General features: G+C 69.3%; 18 protein-coding genes. 14 read left to right on the top strand and 4 right to left on the bottom strand.

Going from position 1 to position 19,232, the window contains the following annotated elements:
* Positions 1–2 precede the first annotated feature (2 nt).
* Genes CPY97_RS00365 through CPY97_RS00375 form a run of 3 tightly spaced genes read left to right on the top strand, consistent with a single transcriptional unit; the run spans position 3 to position 4,457 of the window.
* Positions 3–2,711, top strand: coding sequence for a DNA methyltransferase (locus CPY97_RS00365; protein ID WP_096419858.1), 2,709 nt, complete (start codon positions 3–5; stop codon positions 2,709–2,711).
* Positions 2,708–3,625, top strand: coding sequence for a DNA-methyltransferase (locus tag CPY97_RS00370; protein WP_096419860.1), 918 nt, complete (start codon positions 2,708–2,710; stop codon positions 3,623–3,625). Before CPY97_RS00365 ends, CPY97_RS00370 begins: the two co-directional genes overlap by 4 nt.
* 10 nt (positions 3,626–3,635) lie before the next feature.
* Positions 3,636–4,457 (top strand): HAD-IIA family hydrolase, encoded by an 822-nt coding sequence (locus tag CPY97_RS00375; protein WP_096419862.1) that lies wholly within the window; start codon positions 3,636–3,638, stop codon positions 4,455–4,457.
* Between the two features lie 33 nt (positions 4,458–4,490).
* Here the strand turns inward: CPY97_RS00375 and CPY97_RS00380 are convergent, their stop codons facing one another.
* Both CPY97_RS00380 and pyrE read right to left on the bottom strand, forming a co-directional pair.
* Positions 4,491–5,735, bottom strand: a complete 1,245-nt coding sequence (locus CPY97_RS00380; RefSeq protein ID WP_096419864.1) for a hypothetical protein — start codon at positions 5,733–5,735, stop codon at positions 4,491–4,493.
* Positions 5,732–6,280 carry an orotate phosphoribosyltransferase gene (pyrE, locus tag CPY97_RS00385; protein WP_096419866.1) on the bottom strand — a complete coding sequence of 183 codons (549 nt, stop codon included), beginning with the start codon at positions 6,278–6,280 and terminating at the stop codon, positions 5,732–5,734. Before pyrE ends, CPY97_RS00380 begins: the two co-directional genes overlap by 4 nt.
* 27 nt (positions 6,281–6,307) lie before the next feature.
* On the opposite strand from pyrE, the gene CPY97_RS00390 reads away from it, so the two are divergent.
* Positions 6,308–7,147 (top strand): exodeoxyribonuclease III, encoded by an 840-nt coding sequence (locus tag CPY97_RS00390; RefSeq protein WP_096419868.1) that lies wholly within the window; start codon positions 6,308–6,310, stop codon positions 7,145–7,147.
* A gap of 72 nt (positions 7,148–7,219) precedes the next feature.
* Complete coding sequence (locus CPY97_RS00395; RefSeq protein ID WP_231923975.1) at positions 7,220–7,849, top strand: DedA family protein; 630 nt, start codon at positions 7,220–7,222, stop codon at positions 7,847–7,849.
* Here CPY97_RS00395 and CPY97_RS00400 read toward each other — a convergent pair.
* The gene (locus CPY97_RS00400; protein ID WP_096423233.1) at positions 7,846–8,769 is read right to left on the bottom strand and encodes an AEC family transporter; all 924 of its coding nucleotides are present in this window, start codon (positions 8,767–8,769) and stop codon (positions 7,846–7,848) included. The two genes, CPY97_RS00395 and CPY97_RS00400, sit on opposite strands and share 4 nt — an antisense overlap.
* Before the next feature lie 80 nt (positions 8,770–8,849).
* Between CPY97_RS00400 and CPY97_RS00405 the strand changes: the two genes are divergently transcribed.
* The 9 genes from CPY97_RS00405 to CPY97_RS00445 all read left to right on the top strand — a co-directional run bounded on the left by CPY97_RS00405 (position 8,850) and on the right by CPY97_RS00445 (position 17,735).
* A complete protein-coding gene (locus CPY97_RS00405; RefSeq protein ID WP_096419870.1) occupies positions 8,850–9,257 on the top strand; it encodes a hypothetical protein in 408 nt (135 codons plus the stop codon).
* 199 nt (positions 9,258–9,456) lie between these two features.
* Positions 9,457–10,935, top strand: coding sequence for a DUF6421 family protein (locus CPY97_RS00410; RefSeq protein WP_096419872.1), 1,479 nt, complete (start codon positions 9,457–9,459; stop codon positions 10,933–10,935).
* Positions 10,935–11,585: an SDR family oxidoreductase gene (locus CPY97_RS00415; RefSeq protein WP_096419874.1), complete on the top strand. Its 651-nt coding sequence runs from the start codon at positions 10,935–10,937 to the stop codon at positions 11,583–11,585. The genes CPY97_RS00410 and CPY97_RS00415 overlap by 1 nt, the downstream gene beginning before the upstream one ends.
* Positions 11,586–11,703: 118 nt before the next feature.
* The gene (locus tag CPY97_RS00420) at positions 11,704–12,840 is read left to right on the top strand and encodes a sensor histidine kinase (protein WP_096419876.1); all 1,137 of its coding nucleotides are present in this window, start codon (positions 11,704–11,706) and stop codon (positions 12,838–12,840) included.
* A gap of 5 nt (positions 12,841–12,845) precedes the next feature.
* Positions 12,846–13,550: a response regulator gene (locus CPY97_RS00425; RefSeq protein ID WP_096423234.1), complete on the top strand. Its 705-nt coding sequence runs from the start codon at positions 12,846–12,848 to the stop codon at positions 13,548–13,550.
* A 109-nt stretch (positions 13,551–13,659) separates the two neighbouring features.
* Positions 13,660–14,541 carry an ABC transporter ATP-binding protein gene (locus tag CPY97_RS00430; RefSeq protein ID WP_096419878.1) on the top strand — a complete coding sequence of 294 codons (882 nt, stop codon included), beginning with the start codon at positions 13,660–13,662 and terminating at the stop codon, positions 14,539–14,541.
* Positions 14,541–15,632, top strand: coding sequence for an ABC transporter permease (locus tag CPY97_RS00435; protein WP_096419880.1), 1,092 nt, complete (start codon positions 14,541–14,543; stop codon positions 15,630–15,632). The genes CPY97_RS00430 and CPY97_RS00435 overlap by 1 nt, the downstream gene beginning before the upstream one ends.
* A 77-nt stretch (positions 15,633–15,709) precedes the next feature.
* Positions 15,710–16,783, top strand: coding sequence for a threonine aldolase family protein (locus CPY97_RS00440; RefSeq protein WP_096423235.1), 1,074 nt, complete (start codon positions 15,710–15,712; stop codon positions 16,781–16,783).
* Positions 16,784–17,330: 547 nt separating this feature from the next.
* Positions 17,331–17,735, top strand: a complete 405-nt coding sequence (locus tag CPY97_RS00445) for a PGPGW domain-containing protein (RefSeq protein ID WP_231923976.1) — start codon at positions 17,331–17,333, stop codon at positions 17,733–17,735.
* A 176-nt stretch (positions 17,736–17,911) separates the two neighbouring features.
* On the opposite strand, the gene CPY97_RS00450 is transcribed toward CPY97_RS00445, so the two are convergent.
* Positions 17,912–19,084, bottom strand: coding sequence for an IS701 family transposase (locus tag CPY97_RS00450; RefSeq protein WP_150129146.1), 1,173 nt, complete (start codon positions 19,082–19,084; stop codon positions 17,912–17,914).
* Positions 19,085–19,232: the final 148 nt, after the last annotated feature.

Consider the following 19,232-nt stretch of genomic DNA (forward strand, 5'->3'; position numbering starts at 1 on the left):
CCGTGCGCAGCGGTCTCGAAATCCAAGCAGCCCTCGCCACCTTCGTCGCCAAGTGGTCCGGCTTCGCCGGCACCGAAAAGGCTGAAGCGCAAACCTTCCTCAACGAGCTCTTCGCCTGCTACGGCAGCGACCGCTCCGAGGTCGGTGCGTTGTTCGAAGACTTCGCCACTTCGGCCGGCTTCATGGACCTGCATTGGCCCGGCGTGCTCATCGTCGAAATGAAGGCGCCCTCCGTCGAACTCGAAAAGGCGCGTGACCAGCGCGAGCGGTACTGGCACGAGTCGTCGAACGCCGCCGACGGCGTCCCCGCTGCACGGTGGGTCGTCGCGTGCAACTTCCGCGAGTTCGAGATCTGGGAACCGGGGCGCTTCCCCGGCGAGGCCCGCGCCCGGTTCACGCTCGAAGAGCTACCCGACCGCTATGACGCGTTCCTCTTCTTGCAGAGCGAGACCATCGAGCCGGTCTTCGCTGAGCACCGGCGCGAGCTGACCAAAGACGCGGCCCGCCACATCGCCGACCTGTACACGTCGCTTGCCGATCGGGCGGCGGCGCCGATTGACGAGATCCAGCGCTTCACGATGCAGCTGGTGTGGTGCCTGTTTGCTGAAGACCTCGGGATGCTCGATGGCTACCCCCTGCAGGCCACGATTCTCGAATTGCTCGCCTCATCGCAACCCGACAGTGCTCGCGACATCGGTTACCTCTTTGAACTGCTCAACCAGAAGGGAAATCACAACCGGCAGGGGCGATATGCCGGCACGCGCTACGTCAATGGTGAACTGTTTGCGCGTCCGGCCAAAGTGCTCATGACGAAGCCCGAGCTCGAGCACCTCAAGCAGGCCGCCGAGTTCGACTGGCGCGCCGTTGACCCCACCATCTTCGGCTCGCTGATGGAAGGGATCCTCGGCGACGAGCGGCGCGAACGACTCGGCGCGCACTACACGCACGAGGCCGACATCATGAAGATCGTCGTGCCGACCATCGTGCGGCCCTGGCGTGAACGCATCGACGTCGCCTCGTCCCCCGCCGAGGTGCGTGCGCTACTCGACGAGCTCATCACCTTCCGTGTGCTTGACCCGTCCTGCGGCTGCGGCAACTTCCTGTACGTCGCCTACCGCGAGCTGCGCGGGCTCGAATTCGACCTCAAGCAGCGGTATGCACGCCTCTGCGCCGAACAGGGAGTACCGGCCGACGCCGACCTTCCCTACTACCCGCTGACGAACATCTACGGTCTCGACATTGAGCAGGTCGCCGTCATGGTGGCACGCGTCACCCTCTGGATGGGTCACCGACAGATGGTCGACCGGTACGGCCCGGCAGAGCCGGTGTTGCCCCTGACAAACCTCTCCGGCGTGAGAGCGATCGACGCCCTCCAGGCCGACTGGCCTGAGGTCGACGCGATCATCGGCAACCCGCCGTTCCTCGGTTCACAGCTACTGCGCGCCAGCCTCGGCGACAGCTACCTGCGATGGCTTGGTTCGACCTTCGGGGTCGGCATCAAGGACCTCTGCGTGTACTGGTTCCGTAAGGCACATGACCACCTCAAGCCCGGCCAGCGCGCCGGACTCGTCGGCACCAACTCTGTCTCGCAAAACACAGCGCGCGCGGCATCGCTTGAGTACATCGTCGACAACGGTGGGGTCATCACCGACGCAGTGTCGTCGCAGCGCTGGCCCGGAGACGCGAAGGTGCACGTCAGCCTCGTGAATTGGGTGAAGCAGCCGACTGAGCCAGTGGACCGGTTCGTTCTCGACGGCGAAGAGGTCTCGGGCATCACGAGTTCATTGCGCGAGGGGCACGCCGACGACTGGAAGCCGCAGCAACTGGCCGCGAACCGCAACAAGTGCTTCCAGGGGCCGATCCCTGTCGGAAAAGGGTTCATCGTCTCGGCGGAAGAGGCGCGGGCGATGCTCGACGACGCTACGGCAGACTATTCGCGGGTCGTTCGGCCGTTCCTGACGAGTGACGACATCGCCTCCCGTCCAGACCAGTCACCCAGTCGGTGGATCATCGACTTTGGACAAATGGCGCTTGAACAGACGACAGGGTTTCCGAGGGCGCTAGCGATCGTGCGGGAGCGGGTGAAGCCTCTGCGCGATGAGAATGCCGATCCAGGATTCCGACAGAAATGGTGGCAGTTCGGACGGCCGCGTGGCGAACTGCGTGATGCGATCGCCGAGTTGAGTCGCTATTTGGCGGTGGGACGCCACGGCAAGCGAGTGGCCATCGCGAGTGTTGAAACAACAGCAATCGCGAGTGACGCGACGAACGCGTTCGCGTTCGACGACGACTACAGCATGGGCATTCTGCTGTCGAAGGCTCACGACGCGTGGGCGTGGGCTCAGTCATCGACCCTAAAGGGCGACCTCCGCTACACGCCGACCACCGTGTTCGCGACCTTCCCGTGGCCCGACCCGGTCAGCGACGACCAGCGGCAGGCGGTGGCGAGCGCAGCATCCGCCCTGTATGTCCGTCGCAGCGAGCTGTGCCGTGAGCACAACATGGGTCTGACCGCGCTCTACAACCTGATGGACGAAGGCGGCTTCACCGACCTCGCCGCCCTGCACAGAAACCTCGACGCGGCCGTTGCCGCTGCCTACGGCTGGCCAGCGTCTGTCGCCCACGACCCGACCGAGCTCGTCGCCCGGCTCACCGCCCTCAACCGCGACATCATCGAGGGTCGGCGCGAATACCACCCGTTCACCGCATGACGGAGCGCGGCACCAGGCGCGGCACCACGGAGACGCCGGCACCCGACCCGCACCGCGACCCGTCCCTGCTGCCAGGCCCCGAGCATCCGCACCGCCTGTTCGCCGGCGACAACCTGCCCCTCTTGCGGGTCCTCCCCGACGAGAGCGTCGACCTCGCGTACCTCGACCCTCCGTTCAACACGGGCCGCACGCAGCTGCGCCGCGTCACCCGCCACGAGCGCGACCCCGACGGCGCGCGCACCGGATACGCCGGCACCAGCTACACGATGCACGTCGACCGCGAGGCGCAGTACGCCGACCGCTTCGACAACTACGAGGCCTTCCTCGCCCCGCGGCTCGCCGAAGTGCACCGGCTGCTCGCCCCCACCGGCACGCTCTACCTGCACCTCGACTACCGCGAGGCGCACTACGCGAAGGTCGCCCTCGACCGGCTGTTCGGCCGCGACTGCTTCCTCAACGAACTCATCTGGGCCTACGACTACGGGGCGAAGAGCCGCCGGCGCTGGCCGACGAAGCACGACACGATCCTCGTCTACGTGAAAGACCCGAAGCGATACCACTTCGACTCCGACGCCGTCGACCGCGAGCCGTACATGGCCCCCGGGCTCGTCACCCCCGAGAAGGCGGCCCGCGGCAAGCTGCCCACCGACGTCTGGTGGCACACCATCGTCACCACCTCCGGCCGCGAAAAGACCGGCTACCCGACGCAGAAACCCGAAGGCATCCTGCGGCGCATCGTCACCGCCTCCAGTCGCGAGGGCGACCTCGTGCTCGACCCCTTCGCCGGATCCGGCACGACCGCCGCCGTCGCCCGCGCGCTCGGGCGGCGAAGCCTCAGCATCGATGAGAACCCGGATGCTCTGGTCACCATTGAGAAACGCCTTGGCATCGAACGCGAAACCCGCGCCGACTAACCTTGACCTCATGAGCGATCGCCGCGACGTTGAATGCTGGCTGACCGACATGGACGGGGTGCTCGTCCACGAGAACCACGCCCTGCCCGGAGCCGCCGAGCTGATCCAGCAGTGGCGCGACACCGGAACCCCGTTCCTCGTGCTCACCAACAACTCGATCTTCACCCCGCGCGACCTCGCGGCGCGCCTGCGTGCCTCCGGCATCGACGTGCCGGAGGAAGCGCTGTGGACCTCCGCGCTCGCCACCGCCGACTTCTGCGCCAGCCAGATGCCGGGCGGCAGCGCCTTCGTCATCGGCGAGGCCGGCATCACAACCGCCCTGCACGAGGCCGGCTTCATCATGACCGAGACGAACCCCGACTACGTCGTCGTCGGCGAGACCCGCAACTACTCGTTCGACGCCATCACGAAGGCGATCCGCCTCATCAACAACGGCGCCCGGTTCATCGCCACCAACCCGGATGCGACCGGCCCCAGCGCCGACGGGGTGCTGCCCGCGACGGGCGCCATCAGCGCCCTCATCACGAAGGCGACCGGCAAGGAGCCCTACGTGGTGGGCAAGCCGAATCCGATGATGTTCCGCTCGGCGATGAACCGCATCGGCGCGCACAGCGAAAACACCGGCATGATCGGCGACCGCATGGACACCGACATCGTCGCCGGCATCGAAGCCGGGCTGCACACCGTGCTCGTCATGACCGGCATCAGCGACACGGCCGAGATTGAGCGCTACCCGTTCCGCCCGAGCGAGGTGCTCGCCGGCGTGCACGAACTCGTCAGCCCCGAGCCTGTCGAAACCGAGGAGCAGGACGGGGCAGGGCTGCCCGGCTGACGCGACTGCTCAGCCCCGCTGCGCGAGCAAGCTCTACTCGCCGGCGTCCGCCGTGGGCGCGACCAGCGACAGGTTGCCCTCGAGCGGTTCGCCCCCGGCCCGCGAAATGAAGCAGAAGAAGTCGCGGTAGCCCCCGTCCCACTCCTCGGCCGTGACCGGGTAGGCGGTCTGAATCTGAATGTCGTCATAGGCGGCGGCCGCCGCGAAGTCGAGCACGTCGGGCGACGAGCAGATCAGCGACAGCGGGGCCGCGAGCGCCTCCGGCCCCGGATACTCGGCCGGCGCCTCCGGAAACTCCTGCCGCAGGATCAGCTGCGCGGCGTGCGGCTCGGCGCAGTCGACGACAGTGAACTGCTCCTCCCACGGCGACACCCACGGCTCGAGGCACTCGCCGCCGCGCAGCAGCGACCACTCCCACTCGCCGGGCGGCAGCGGCACCCCGTCGGGCACACCCTCCAGCGGGTCGGGCTCGGGTTCGGGCTCCGGCTCGGGCAGAGGTTCGACCGTCGGCTCGGGCTCCGGCTCGGCGGCCGTCCACTCCGGGATGCGGGTGCCCAGAAGGAACAGCCCAATCAGCGCCAAAATGGCCGCCAGCGACCCCGCCACCCACAGCAGCGTGCGCTGCGTGCGATCCAGGCGGGATGCTCGGGGCGCGTCTGCCGTCACGCCCAGCGCCGGCGGAGGGGTCGGCGACACGAGCAGCGACTCTGGCTCGTACTCGCGGAAGTTCTGCTCGCCGAACACGGCGTCGAGCGCGTCGCCATCGACATCCCCGTCAATAGGGGCGTCGCCCACGCCGGGTGGTGATGGCGCGCGCAGCAGCTCGGTCGCCGCGTCGCTCGGCACCTCGGCGGCGGGCATCGCCTCCGTCGGCGCCGGCTCGCGCATGACCGGCATCGCCTCGGTGGGAATGTCTTCGACGCGGGGCACCGGAGGCCCGGCGGGGGGAACGATCGGCGGCGACTGCGGGTGGAGGAGCGCGGGCGGCGGCTGAATCGCCGGCGGAGGCAGCACCGGCTCGATCAGCGGCGAGGGCGGGGCGGGCTCGGCCGGGTCGGCCGCCTGCGAGATCAGTTCGGTGAACGTGGGTGGCTCAGTCGGCGGCGCCGCGAGCGGCGCAACCGGAGGCGCAGCGGGCGGCGCAACCGGTGGTTCAGCGCGCGCGTCGCTCGGGTGCCACGGGGCGAGCGGCGAGCGCGACGCGCCTTCCGCCGGGGGCTCGCCCCGAGCATCCTCGTCGTCGTCTGCGCCCGGCGGGCGACCCGTGCTCTCGCTCATGCCAGGCCGAGATCCTCCAGGCCAATGGCGGCGCGGTACGCGTAGCCGGCCTCTTCGATGACCTCGCGGGCTCCGGTGGCACGGTCGACCACGACGGCGACGGCGACCACCTCGGCGCCCACCTTCTCGAGCGCGCGCGCCGCCGCCAGCGGCGACCCGCCCGTCGTCGACGTGTCTTCCAGCACGACGACGCGCTTGCCGGCGAGGTCCGGGCCCTCAACCTGCTTGCCGCGTCCGTGATCCTTGGGCTCCTTGCGCACGACGAAGGCGTCGTACGTGCGGCCGAGCGCGGCGCCCTGGTGCAGCACGGCGGCCGCGATCGGGTCGGCGCCCATCGTGAGCCCGCCCACGGCGGCGATGTCGTCGAACTCGTCGACCAGCGGCACCATGACCTGGCCGATCAGCGGGGCAACGCGGTGGTCAAGGCTGACCTTGCGCAGGTCGATGTAGTAGCTGGCCTTCTTGCCGCTCGTCAGGGTGAAGTCGCCGTGGAACACGGCCTCCTCGCGGATGAAGTCGATCAGCTGCTGGCGCACATCGGTCACGGATACAACTCTAACTAGGGTGATTCCATGCGCATCGCGACCTGGAACGTAAACTCGATCCGCACCCGGCACGGCCGCGTCGTCGACTACCTGGTGAACGCCGACGTCGACGTGCTCGCCATGCAAGAGATCAAGTGCAAGCCCGAACAGTTTCCGCTCGACGGCTTCGAGGCCGCGGGCTACGAGGTCATCGCGCACGGCCTCAACCAGTGGAACGGCGTCGCCATCGCCAGCCGCCTGCCCATGACCGACGTCGAAACCTCGTTCGCGGGGCAGCCCGGGTTCCTGAAGGGCCACGACGGCGACGACGCCCCGCTCGAGGCGCGCGCCCTCGGCGTCACCGTCGCCGGCCTGCGGCTCTGGAGCCTCTACGTGCCCAACGGCCGCGCCCTCGACGACCCGCACATGCAGTACAAGCTGCGCTTCCTGCGCGCGCTCGCCGACGACGCCGCGCGCACCCTGAAGGCCGACCCCGCGCATCCCCTCGCCCTGATGGGCGACTTCAACGTCGCCCCGCTCGACGACGACATGGGCGACCCCAGCTTCGTGCCCGGCGTGTCGACGCACATCTCACCCGCCGAGCGCGAGGCGTTCGCCGCCCTCGAAGAGGCGGGGCTGACCGACGTGGTGCGGCCGCACCAGCCCGAGGGCTACACGTTCTGGGACTACAAGCAGCTGCGCTTCCCCCGCAACGAGGGGATGCGCATCGACTTCATCCTCGCGTCTCGCGGCTTCGCCGACCGCGTCGACAGCGCCCACATTGCGCGCGACGAGCGCAAGGGTGATTCGCCGAGCGACCACGTGCCCGTGGTCGTCGACCTCGCGGATGACGACGAGGACGACGACGACCGGCCGATGATCTTCTAGGACGTGCCCAGCCCGGCGAGGCGAGGCCTGCCCACCGGGTCACCGCATAGGCATCGGCCCTAGGCTTCGGCCGTGCAGTTCGACGACATCATCGTCTCCGTCATGGAGACCCTCGGCGTGTTCGGTGCCGGCCTGCTGGTGGCGCTCGAGAACCTCTTCCCACCGATCCCGAGCGAGGTGATCCTGCCGCTCGCTGGGTTCACTGCGAGCCGCGGAACCTTCAGCGTCACCGCGGTGATCATCGCCACGACGATCGGTTCGGTTGCGGGTGCCCTCGTGCTCTACTGGCTTGGCCGCGTTCTCGGCACTGAGCGGCTTGCGCGCATCGCCGACCGCATCCCCCTCATGCATGGTGACGACGTTCGAACCTCGGTTCACTGGTTCGAGATGCGGCGCGGCGCCGTTGCAGTGTTCGTCGGACGCTTCGTGCCTCTCGTTCGCAGCCTGATCTCGATTCCGGCGGGCGTCGCGCGCATGAACGTGTGGCTGTTCCTGGGGCTGACGACGCTCGGTAGCGGCATCTGGAACACGATCTTCGTCGTGCTCGGTTTCATCCTCGGCGAGAACTGGCGCGTCGTAGAGGAGGTCGCCTCGCAGTACGGCGATGTACTGCTGGTCGTTCTCATCGGTGTGGGCATCGTGCTCATCGGGCTCGCCATTCGGCGACACCGTCGTGAGCGCCAGGCACGCGGCGAAAACTAGGGCGCGAGAAACGCCGCGATCACGATCAGCGCCGGCACCGACAGCGCCGACGACAGCAGCACGGCATCCCGCGCGATCGTCGTTCCCCGCTCGAAGCGTGACGCGTACACGAAGACGTTCTGCGCCGTCGGCAGCGCCGCGAGCGTGACGACGGTGAACAGCGCCGCCCCCTCGAGCCCGATCACGAGCGCGCCGACCACCCAGGCGACAACGGGCATGACGGCCACCTTGAGTACCAGCGCGAGCAGAACATCCCGCCGACCGGTGCCGGCGGCGAGGACGCGGCGGCCATGCAACGACAGGCCGAACAGCAGCAGCACGACCGGCACGGCAGCAGCCCCGATCAGCCGGAACGGCTCGAGCACCGGGTCGGGCAGCTCGAGCCCCGTCACCGACACGACGACGCCGAGCACCGACCCGATGATGATCGGGTTGCGCACCGGCTGGCTGAGGATGCGGCCGAGCGACACCCGGCCGCTCGTCGACACGTCGAGCACCGTAAGCGCGAGCGGCCCCGCAACGACCAGCTGAAAGAGGATGACCGGGGCAACGAGCGCCGGATCGCCCAGCACGTAGGCGGCCACCGGCAACCCGATGTTGTTCACATTCGTGTACCCCGATGCGAGCGCCCCGACCGTCGTCTCGGGGACCGCGCGGCGCCAGAGCACGCGCGCGACGACCGCGTACAGCACGAAGCACGCGACGGCGGCCGCGATCGACACGGGCAAGAGCGCCGAGAACAGTTCTGACGTGTCGGCCTCAGCGAGCACCGTGAACAGCAGTGCCGGCGACAACACGAAGAAGGCGAGGCGACCGAGCACCGGCTGCGCGGTGTCGGGCAGCAGGCGGATGCGTGCCACCAGGTAGCCCGTCGCCACGACCGCGCCGATGATGGCGAATCCCGTGAGCACTCCGAGCACGGAACCAGTCTCGCGCACGTTCTGTCGCGTCTCGCGCACGCGGGAGGTGGTCACGATTCGGGCATGGGTAGCGACTACCTATGGCGACGCGACGCGGAGCGGAGAACACTGGAGGTGCAGCGGCCCGTCCACCCACACCACCCCAGGAGTTCCCATGCGTCGCACCCCGCGCACCGCCCTCGACGCTGCCCTCGAGCTGGCCGAGCGACGTTCCGACGCCCGACGGCGACGTCATCTTCTCGCTCGGCACGCCCGGTAACTGGGCCGCGACCATCATCGTCGCGGGCGCCGGCGTCGTCGACGCGATCTACGGCGACCTGGAGGGCGCGGGCTACACGCTGATCTCCGAAGCCGACTTCGGCGGGCTCGCGAGCCGCGTCTACGAAAACGATGTCTACACCGTCTCGGTGAGCGCCAGCCCGTCGGAGGACGGCACCTCGACCGTGACGGTGCAGTACATCATCGCCGAGAAGGAGTCGCAGGGCTAGTTACCACCGGGTCGGAGCGGCTCCCGTTCGCGCGCAAAATCTGCACGCTGACGAGCCTGGTGCAATCTTGATGCGCTCAGCGTGCATCCAGAGCGCTTTTATTGTGTAGTGGGCAATCAAAGTGGGCGGCTTTACGCCTACCCTCGAAGGAGGGCGCAACCACGCGCGCCGACACCACGATCTCGACGGGAGGGACACCATGACCGACACCGCTCAGCGCGCCACCAGCCGCGCCGCCGGCGCCACCGTAATCGGAGAGCCCGAGGTCGTGGAAGACGCCCGCGTCGAGGGTCCGTCGGCCGCCGAGATCGTCGCCGACCCGAAGTGGGCAGCCCTCAAGGCCGCCGCGATCGCGATTCGCCCGCACCAGATCAAGGACGGCTCGATCCCCGAGGCGGATGCACACGGCGAGGCGGCAGACAACGTCGCGGTCATCGTCGATGCGCTGCGTCACTTCGCGCCGCTGATCCCCTACGACCGCGAGTACCTGGTCACCGCGGCCACCGACTTCGAGCGTTGGCGCGACGGCGGCTTCGGCGTGCCCGACTTCTACGACGCGCTCGACGCGTTCACCCCGGCCGCCGAGCGTCGCGACGGCGTCGCGCACCTCGTCGTCTTCCCCATGTACACGCAGAACGGCTCAAGCGACCGGCTCGTCGAAGCCGTCGTGTTCGACGTCATCTGGCCCGACTTCGTCGCCGAGCTGGAGGCCACGAAGTACGGCAACCCGCTGTACCTCGGCATCCGCTTCGCCGACTTCACGCCGGGCTACGACACGAACTCGGCCACGCTGTTCCCTGAGTCGGTCGCGGTCACCCCGCGCGTTCCCGCCGGGGCGCCCGAGGGCACGGCCGCCCAACTGCCGACGTTCACGTGGGGCGCGATCTTCGCCGACCGCGAAGCCGCCCGCTACCGACGCGTGGTGCGCGCCGCCGCCGAGATCACGAAGCTCGACCTCCCCGCCGACGCCGCCGCCATGCTCGACGACCAGGGGTTGACCGAGCGCACCTTCGTAATGTGGGACATGATTCACGACCGCTCGCACATGCGCGGCGACCTGCCGTTCGACCCGTTCATGATCAAGCAGCGCATGCCGTTCTTCCTCTACTCGCTGGAAGAGCTGCGCTGCGACCTCACGGCCTTCCGCGAGTCCGTGGCGCTCGTCCGCGACGAGGCGACCGACGAGGTCACCCGCCAGCACGCGCAGCTCGTGCAGTATGCGGTGATCTTCGACCGCATCTTCCGATTCGCGATCACGGGCACGCGCATCCGCAATTACGACGCCGTCGGCGGACAGCTGCTGTTCGCCTGGATGCACCAAAAGGGCGTGCTGCACTGGACCGACACCCAGCTCGCCATCGACTGGGAGCACGTGCCCGACGTCGTCGTCGCCCTGTCGGACGCCGTCAACGACCTCTACTGGCGCTCGATCGACCGGCCGAAGAGCGCCCACTGGCTCGCCGCCTACGAGCTCGTGTCCTCCACCCTGACCCCGCACCCCGCCTCGCAGTGGGCGAAGGGGCTGCCGCAGGAGGTGCTCGAGGGTCCGCTCAAGGGCTGGACCGACCTCGTCATGGACGACGAGTTCCCGCTGTCGATGTTCTACGAGGCGCTGCAGAAGAAGATGGCCGGCGTGATCGAGTCGACCGCCGGCATCACCGGCACCTCCGAGGTCTAGTGGCTGACACAGCGGGCGTTGCCGGGCGCACCATCGTCGTCGGCGGGGCGGGCGGCACCGCGGGCCGCGAGGTGTGCGCGGCCCTGACGGCGGCCGGCGCCCACGTCGTCGCCGTCACCTCGCGGGCCGACGCGCTCGAGGAGATCGTGGCGGCCGAGACGCACGCGCTCGACCTGGGCGACGCATCCGCCGTCGCGTCGTTCGCCACCGACCTTCGCGAGCGCCGCGGCGGTATCGACGGCTTCATCCACCTGGTGGGCGGCTGGCGGCCGGGCGTTTCCGACGACGACTGGCAGTGGCTCGAGCACCGCGTGCTGACCACGCTGCGGGTCACGTCGCGCGAGCTACGCGATGACCTCGGCGCGTCAGACGCCGGGCGGCTCGCGATCGTCAGCTCGGCATCGGTGGCTGCCCCGCGCTGGGGCATGGCCAACTACGTCGCCGTGAAGGCGGCGGCCGAGACCTGGGTGCAGGCGATCGCGAACGGCTGGCGGGTGACGACGAAGCCGGCCGCCGCCGTGACATTCGTGGTCCGCGCGCTCGACGACGAGGGAGTCATCGACGCCCTCGCGCAATCCGTCGTCGCCCTGTGGGACCTCCCCGCCGACGAGCTCAACGGCGTCGTCGCGCGCCTCGACGACGCGGAGTAGCGAGCCGTCTGCGCGCAGAATCCGTCGCGCGACGGATGACGCGCATCCATGCGGCGGGTTAGCGTCGTCGGGTGAAAAGCGTGAACGGGACGGCGCCGGCGACCGACGCCGACGGGCATTGGCGGCGCCCCCCGCCCGCCCTCAGCGAGCTGCGCCCCGACGCGCTACTCGCCGCCAGCGCCCGTCGGCGCCTATCACCGTCACCATCGTCGTCTCGGCGGTCTACATCATCGGCGTCACCAACAAGGTGCCGGAGGTGCTGTTCAGCAACATCGCACTGTTCGCCGCGATGTACTCGATCGGCGCGTGGAGCACCTCGCGTCGCGCCGCCCTCATCTCGCGCACGCTGATCGTCGTCGCCATGTTCGGCTGGCTCTTCTACGGGCTCGCGAGCGCGGCGTTCGACACGAGCCTCGCCCCCGACGACTCCGGCATCGGCCTCATCGCGCCCGGCGTCGCGGCGGGCCTCATCGCGGTAATCACGAACATCCTCTACTTCGCCGGAGCCTGGGCGTTCGGCGACCGCGCCTGGAACGCCGCACGCGAACGCGCCGAGCTCGAAGCCCGCACCCGCGAACTCGCGGCCGAGCGCGAACGTACCGCCGCGCAGGCTGTCGCGCTCGACCGCGTGCGCATCGGCCGCGAACTGCACGACGTCGTCGCCCACCACGTGTCGGTCATGGGCATCCAGGCCGGCGCCGCCCGCCGCGCGCTCGAAACCCGCGGCGCCGACGGGGCCGACACGGCGACCCGTGCGCTCGGCTCGATCGAGCAGTCGGCGCGGCAGGCCGTCGACGAGCTGCACCGGCTGGTCACGACACTGCGCGACACCGAGGCGCTGACCGCCGGCGCGGCTGACGGCGACGGCGCGACCGGCGCCACACGGGATGCTCGGGGCTCCGCCGGCAGCGCCGGCGACGGCCCCAGCACCCGCGGCACCGCCCAGCTGGGCGACCTCGTGCGCGAGCTCGAAGCCGCGGGCCGCGCTGCCGCCCTGCACACCATCGGCGAGCCCACACCGCTCAGCCCCGTCGTCGACACGACGCTGTACCGGGTCGCGCAGGAAGCCGTCACGAACGCCCTCAAGCACGCGGGCGCGAGCGCCCGCGTCGACCTGCGCCTGCGCTTCACGCCCGACGCGGTCGAGCTTGACGTCGCCGACACGGGTGTGGGCGCGCGCGCCGCGGCCGTCCAGCCGCGCGGCGGCTACCTGGTGCGTGCCCGGGTACCGCTGATTGTGGAGGAGGGCGCGTGAGCGACGTGGCCACGAGCATCCGCGTGCTGCTCGTCGACGACCACGCGCTCGTGCGCTCAGGGTTCCGCGCGATCCTCGAGAGCGAGCCCGACATCGCCGTGGTGGGCGAGGCCGCGAACGGCGAGGAGGCCGTCGCTCAGGCCGCGGCGCTCACCCCCGACATCATCTGTATGGACGTGCAGATGCCCGGCATGGACGGGCTCGAGGCGACGCGGCAGATCACGTCCGACGCCGCCGGGGGCACTGGCGTTCTCGTGCTCACGACGTTCGACCGCGACGACTACCTGTTCGCCGCCCTCGAGGCCGGTGCCGCCGGGTTCCTGTTGAAAAACGCCAGCCCGGAGAAGCTCGTCGAGGCCGTGCGGGTCGTCGCGAGCGGCGATGCCCTGCTTGCCCCCGACGTCACCCGCCGAGTCATCGCTCGCGCGACGGGGACGGGCGCGCGGGGCGTCGGCGGCGCGAACGGCGAAATCCCCGGACCGGATGCTCGCCTCGCCGAGCTCACGGAGCGCGAGCGCGAGGTGCTCACCCTGCTCGCCCGCGGTCTCGCCAACGCCGAGATCGCGCGCGAGCTGTGGCTCGGCGAGGCGACCGTCAAGACGCACGTGTCGAAGATCCTGCAGAAGCTGGGGCTGCGCGACCGGGTGCACGCGGTCGTGTTCGCGTACGAGAACGGCTGCGCCGTTCCGGGCGAAAGCCCGACCGAGTAGGCGCCCCCGTTCACCCGTCGGGGGGAGGGCGCGCGGTGGCAACCATCCTTCGGGCGGATGCGCGAGCATCCCGGCCATTCGTAGCGTGGGAACCAACGAAAGGGGCAGCATGCTTGAGATCGAGGGTGTGACCAAGCGCTACGGCGACCGCACGGCGGTTGACGACGTCAGCTTCACCGTCGGCGGTGGCCGGTTGACCGGCTTCGTCGGTGGCAACGGCGCGGGCAAGACGACGACGATGCGCATCATCCTGGGGGTCCTCGGGGCTGATGCCGGCGAGGTGCGACTCGACGGGTCGCCGCTCGGCGCCGACGGACGGCGACGCTTCGGCTACATGCCGGAAGAGCGCGGGCTCTACCCGAAGATGCGGGTGCACGAGCAGCTCGTCTACCTCGCACGACTGCGCGGCATGCGCGCCGGGGAGGCGGCCGAGCGCGCCGACGAGTTGATCGACCGGCTCGAACTCACCGAGCGGCGCAACGACCCGATCGAGAAGCTGTCGCTCGGCAACCAGCAGCGCGCGCAAATCGCCGCGGCGCTCGTCCACGCGCCCAGCTTCCTCGTGCTCGACGAGCCGTTCTCGGGGCTCGACCCCATGGCCGTCGAAACGGTCCTCGGCGTGCTCAGCGAGTTCGCCGCGGACGGAGCACCGGTTCTCTTCTCGAGCCACCAATTGGATGTCGTCGAGCGGCTCTGCGACGACATCGTCGTGATCGGTGACGGGCGCATCCTCGCCGCCGGCAGTCGAGAGGAGTTGCGCGAGCGGAACGCCGGCTCGCGCTGGGAGCTCACCGTCGACGGCGACCTCGACTGGGTGCGCACCGCGACCGGCGTGGAGGTCATCGAGTTCGACGGCGACCACGTCGTCTTCGACGCCGACCCGGCGGCCGCCCAGGCCGTGCTGCAACGCGCCACCGCGAGCGACGCCGTGCACCGCTTCGGACGCCGCCGCCCCACCCTGACCGAAATCTTCCGAGAGGTCGTGCAGTGATGAACGCCACCAGTTTCCGCGAATCCGTCTTCCTCGTCGCCGGGCGCGAGATTACGCAGCGCCTGCGGTCGAAGTCGTTCGTGATCTCGACGCTCATCCTGTTCGCGATCGTGCTCGGGTCGATCCTCATCAGCGGGTTCATCTCGCGCGCGAACGCCGACTCGACGGCGCCCATCGCCGGAGTCGGCGCCGCCATCGCCGAACTCGAGACGCTGCCGGGCGTCGAGGTCGTCGAGGCCGCGACGATCGCCGAGGCCGAGCAACTCGTTCGCGATGAGGAGGTCGACGCGGCCGTCGTACCGCTCGACGGCGACTCGGCTGTTCCCTTCGAGGTGATCGGCTTCGACGAGGCTCCCGGCGGTCTCGTCACGGCGCTGTCCATCACGCCGGAGGTGCGCCTGCTGGAAGAGCCGGGGCTGCCCTTCGGCCTGCTCTACCTCGTCGCGTTCGGCTTCGGCATCGTCTTCTTCCTCTCGGCCGTCACCTTCGGCGGCACGATCGCGCAGAGCGTGGTGGAGGAGAAGCAGACCCGCATCGTCGAGATTCTGCTGTCGTCGATTTCGGCCAGGGCGCTACTCGCGGGGAAAGTGGTCGGCAACTCGATACTCGCCTTCGGGCAGATCATCGCTATCGCGGCGCTCGCGGCGCTCGGCCTCGTGCTCACCGGCCAAGACGTGCTCGTGACCGACCTCGGGCCCGCGGTCGGCTGGTTCCTCGGGTTCTTCGCGATCGGCTTCGTGCTGCTCGCGGCCATGTACGCGGCGAGCGCCTCGCTCGTGTCGCGCATGGAAGACGTCGGCTCGGTGCTCACGCCGGTGACGTACCTCGTGATGATTCCGTACTTCCTCGTAATCTTCCTGTTCGACAACGCCCTCGTGCTGACGATCATGTCGTACGTGCCGTTCTCGGCTCCGGTCGGAATGCCCATGCGGATCTTCCTCGACCAGGCCGCCTGGTGGGAGCCGATCCTGTCGCTCGTGGTGCTCGCCGTGTCAACGGTGATCATCGTCGCCCTCGGTGCGCGCATCTACCGCAACTCGCTGCTGCGCACGGGTTCGCGGGTGAAGCTCGGTGAGGCGCTGAAGGGGTAAAGCACGCGAATCGGGATGCGCGGGGCGTGGCCGCCACGGACGGCGCGCCCCGCGCATCCGGGTGCGAGAATGAGCGCGTGAGCCGACTGCATGACACCGCCCGCCGAGGATTCGCCAGCGACAACTACGCGGGGGTGCACCCCGAGGTGCTCGCCGCGCTCGCCGACGCGAACGAGGGCCACCAGATCGCCTACGGCGAAGACGACTACACGGCTCGGCTGCTCGAGGTGGTGCGCGCCGAGTTCGGCGAGCAGGCCGAGGTGTACCCGGTGTTCAACGGCACCGGGGCGAACGTGCTCGCGCTCACCGCGCTGATGCCGCGCTGGGGTGCGGTCATCGCGAGCGGGGTCGCGCACATCCACACCGACGAGGGCGGGGCGCCCGAGCGGGTCAGCGGCCTGAAGCTGTTCACCGTGCCGACCGACGACGGCAAGCTCACCCCCGAACTGATCGACACAGAAGCCTGGGGCTGGGGAGACGAGCACCGGGCGCAGCCGCTCGCCGTGAGCATCACGAACTCAACCGAGGTGGGCACCGTCTACACACCCGACGAGGTGCGCGCCATCGCCGACCACGCCCACGCGAACGGCATGGCTCTGCACCTCGACGGCGCCCGCGTGTGGAACGCCGCCGCGTCGCTCGGAACGTCACTGTCGGCGTTCACGTCGGAGGCGGGGGTCGACGTGCTCTCGCTCGGCGGCACGAAGAACGGCCTGCTCGGAGCGGAAGCGATCGTCGTGATCGACCCCGAGCGCGCGCCCGGCCTCACCTACCTGCGCAAGATGAACATGCAGCTGGCGAGCAAGATGCGTTTCATCTCGGCGCAGCTGCTGACGCTCTTCGACGACGAGCTCGGGCTGCGCTCGGCTCGGCACGCGAACGCCATGGCCGCGCGCCTGCGCCAGGGGCTCGAGCGGATGGTCGCGAGCGGCGAGGTGCCAGCCGGCTCGCTCGGCTTCAGTCAGGACACGCAGGCGAACGCCGTGTTCGCGCTGCTCGACAACGCGGTCGCCGACCGCATTCGGGAGAAATTCCGCTTCTACGACTGGGATCGCGCCCGCGGCGAGGTGCGCTGGATGTGCGCCTTCGACACGAGCGCCGACGACATCGACGCCTTCCTGCGCGTCGTGCACCACGAGCTGACGCGCTAGCGGGTCAGTCGCTGCCGCCCGCGACCGGAGTGGGCCGGGGCAGGAGTGCGCCCGGGCAGGAGTGCGCCCGGGCAGGTGTCGCATCGCCCCGGTCATCATCGACAAGACCGGCGTGTGGGGGTAGCTGACCGGCTTGTCTACCAGCCCACCGGGTTGACGCGACAGTCCCGTGTGCCGATTGTGCGGCGGTCTCTCGTTGATAAACAGCTCGGAATCGCCGCGCCACACTGAACCCGCATCCTCACTAAACCCGCATCCTCCTTCTGATTTTGCGGAGCCTGGTCGGGCCGCTTCCAGCCAGGCAGCCCACGTTCCCGGCCGACCGGGACCACGGCGCTCATCACCACGACCGCGCATTCGTTGATCTTCATCGATGAATAGCCGCATGAGGTGCCCCTCTATCGATGTGCGTCTATGTGAAGAGAAACGCGACGGAGGAACTCGACGGCTGCGGCGGCGGACTCTGCTGCTGAGCAGAGCTATATCGCTCTGCAGACACGAATTAGAGCGTCAGCGCTTCCCAAGCGTTGCGACGCACACTGGCCGGGTGAGCACGGATTCACCCGGCCAGCAGCGCGTTCTGCAGCCCGGCGACCCCGGGTATGAGCGCGCCGACGAGGCACGCCGCACCGGCCCGGTGCGCGGGCGGGCTGCGGCGGCCCGCGAGGCGATCCGGCGGCGCCCCGGGCTCGACAGGGTCTACCGCACCGGCGTGAAAGTCGTCGGCGGCACCACCGTCGGCCTCGGCATCGTACTCATGCCGCTTCCCGGCCCGGGCACCCTCATTGCCCTGGGGGGCCTCGCAATTCTCGGCACCGAGAGCGAGAACGCGAAGAAGCTCAACGACCACGCCGTTCGTGCCGCGAAGGCGGCCGCCGCAGCGGCGGCCCGACGACGGGATGCGCGGCGTGCGGCGCGCGCGCAACGCCCGTTCCGCGCCGCACGCGACTAGCGAACCCGCCTAGTACTACAGTCGCGTTTATGGCGTGTGTCCGCGGCGTAGATAATGGTGTCGTCGGGCGGTGTGTTGGTGTTTTCGGCGCCAGCGTGACCGGTGGAGCACTCGCGCGGGGTCGGCGGGTGCATTCAGCACGAGCGCGGCGATGAGGTGTCGGATCTCGGGCAGGCTCAGCTCGACGAGGTCTCCGTCGTCGTCTCCTCGAGCCCCCTTTTTGACCGGGTGACGGTGAGGAAGGCGTGGGCGAGCATGGAGAGCGTGATGTGCCGGTACCAGCCGGTGTACTGCCGGACTTGGTAGTGGTCCAGCCCGGTCTGCCCTTTCGCCGTTTGGAAGGTCTCCTCGATCGCCCATCTCGCGCCGGCGACGCGGACCAGCTCGCCCAAGGCGACGCGCTTGGGGCCGTGGCAGAGGTAGTACGCGAGCTCTGACGGGTCGGTGAGGCTGCGGCGGGCGAGGAGCCAGTACTCGGCATCCGGGTCGCGTTCCCCGTTGATCCGGGCGCGTGCCCACGCGTATCGGCGGTCGCCTTTCGAGCCCGCGCCGGCGGACCTGGTCCGCCACGCCGTGGCTGGGAGCTCGCCGATGAGCGCGTCGGCGCGGTACTCCTTCCCGAGGATCGACACGGTGGTCTTCGCGATCACCCGCTGGCTGGACGGCACGGCGAGCACGTACGACATCCCGCGATCCTCGAGCGCCTTGCGGAGCCGGTAGTACTGGCCGTAGACGGCGTCGCCAGTCACCCATGATGCGGGGACGTCGGCATCGATCGCGCGGGCCAGCAAGCCCATCGCGAGCTCCGGCTTCGTCTGAAACCCGCGCTCCTTCGGGACACCGGCGCGGGCGCAGCGGGCACGGTCCTCGGTCCACGTCTTCGGCAGATACAGCTCCCGGTCCAGGAACGTCCGGCCCGTGGGTGTCGAGTACGTCAGGAAGACGCCGACCTGCGCGTTCTCGATCCGTCCCGCCGTGCCCGTGTACTGCCTGGCGACGCCCGCGGACCGGTCGCCCTTCTTCAAGAACCCGGTCTCATCGACGATCAGGATCCCGGCACGGTCGCCGAGGTGCTCGACCACGTAGGAGCGGAGATCGTCACGGACCAGGTCGGGATCCCAGTCCGTGGTCGACAACAGCCGCTGCATCGGATCCGGCGTCACCTGACCGGCGTGCTCCGACAGCGTCCACGAGTTCTTCCGCTCCTGCTCCGACAGCAGCCCTCGCACATACGCGACAGCGTTCCGGCGCGGCTCCGAACGAGCGAACCGCGGCCCGATCAGACCAGCGACCTCATCCAGCTCCGCCGCCCACTCCCGCACATCCGCCACAGCAATATCGTCACCCACCGCCAAGGGTTAACACGATCATCACCTACAACGACGCTAACGCGCCGCACCACGCGAAATAAACGCGACTGTAGTACTAGGCGCCTTCATCGTCCAATCCGAGCTCACCGCTCTCTTTCCCTCACGCCCTCCCGACCTCACGGCGCAC

Origin of the sequence: Microcella alkaliphila, assembly GCF_002355395.1 — a bacterium.
Lineage (GTDB): Bacteria > Actinomycetota > Actinomycetes > Actinomycetales > Microbacteriaceae > Microcella > Microcella alkaliphila_A.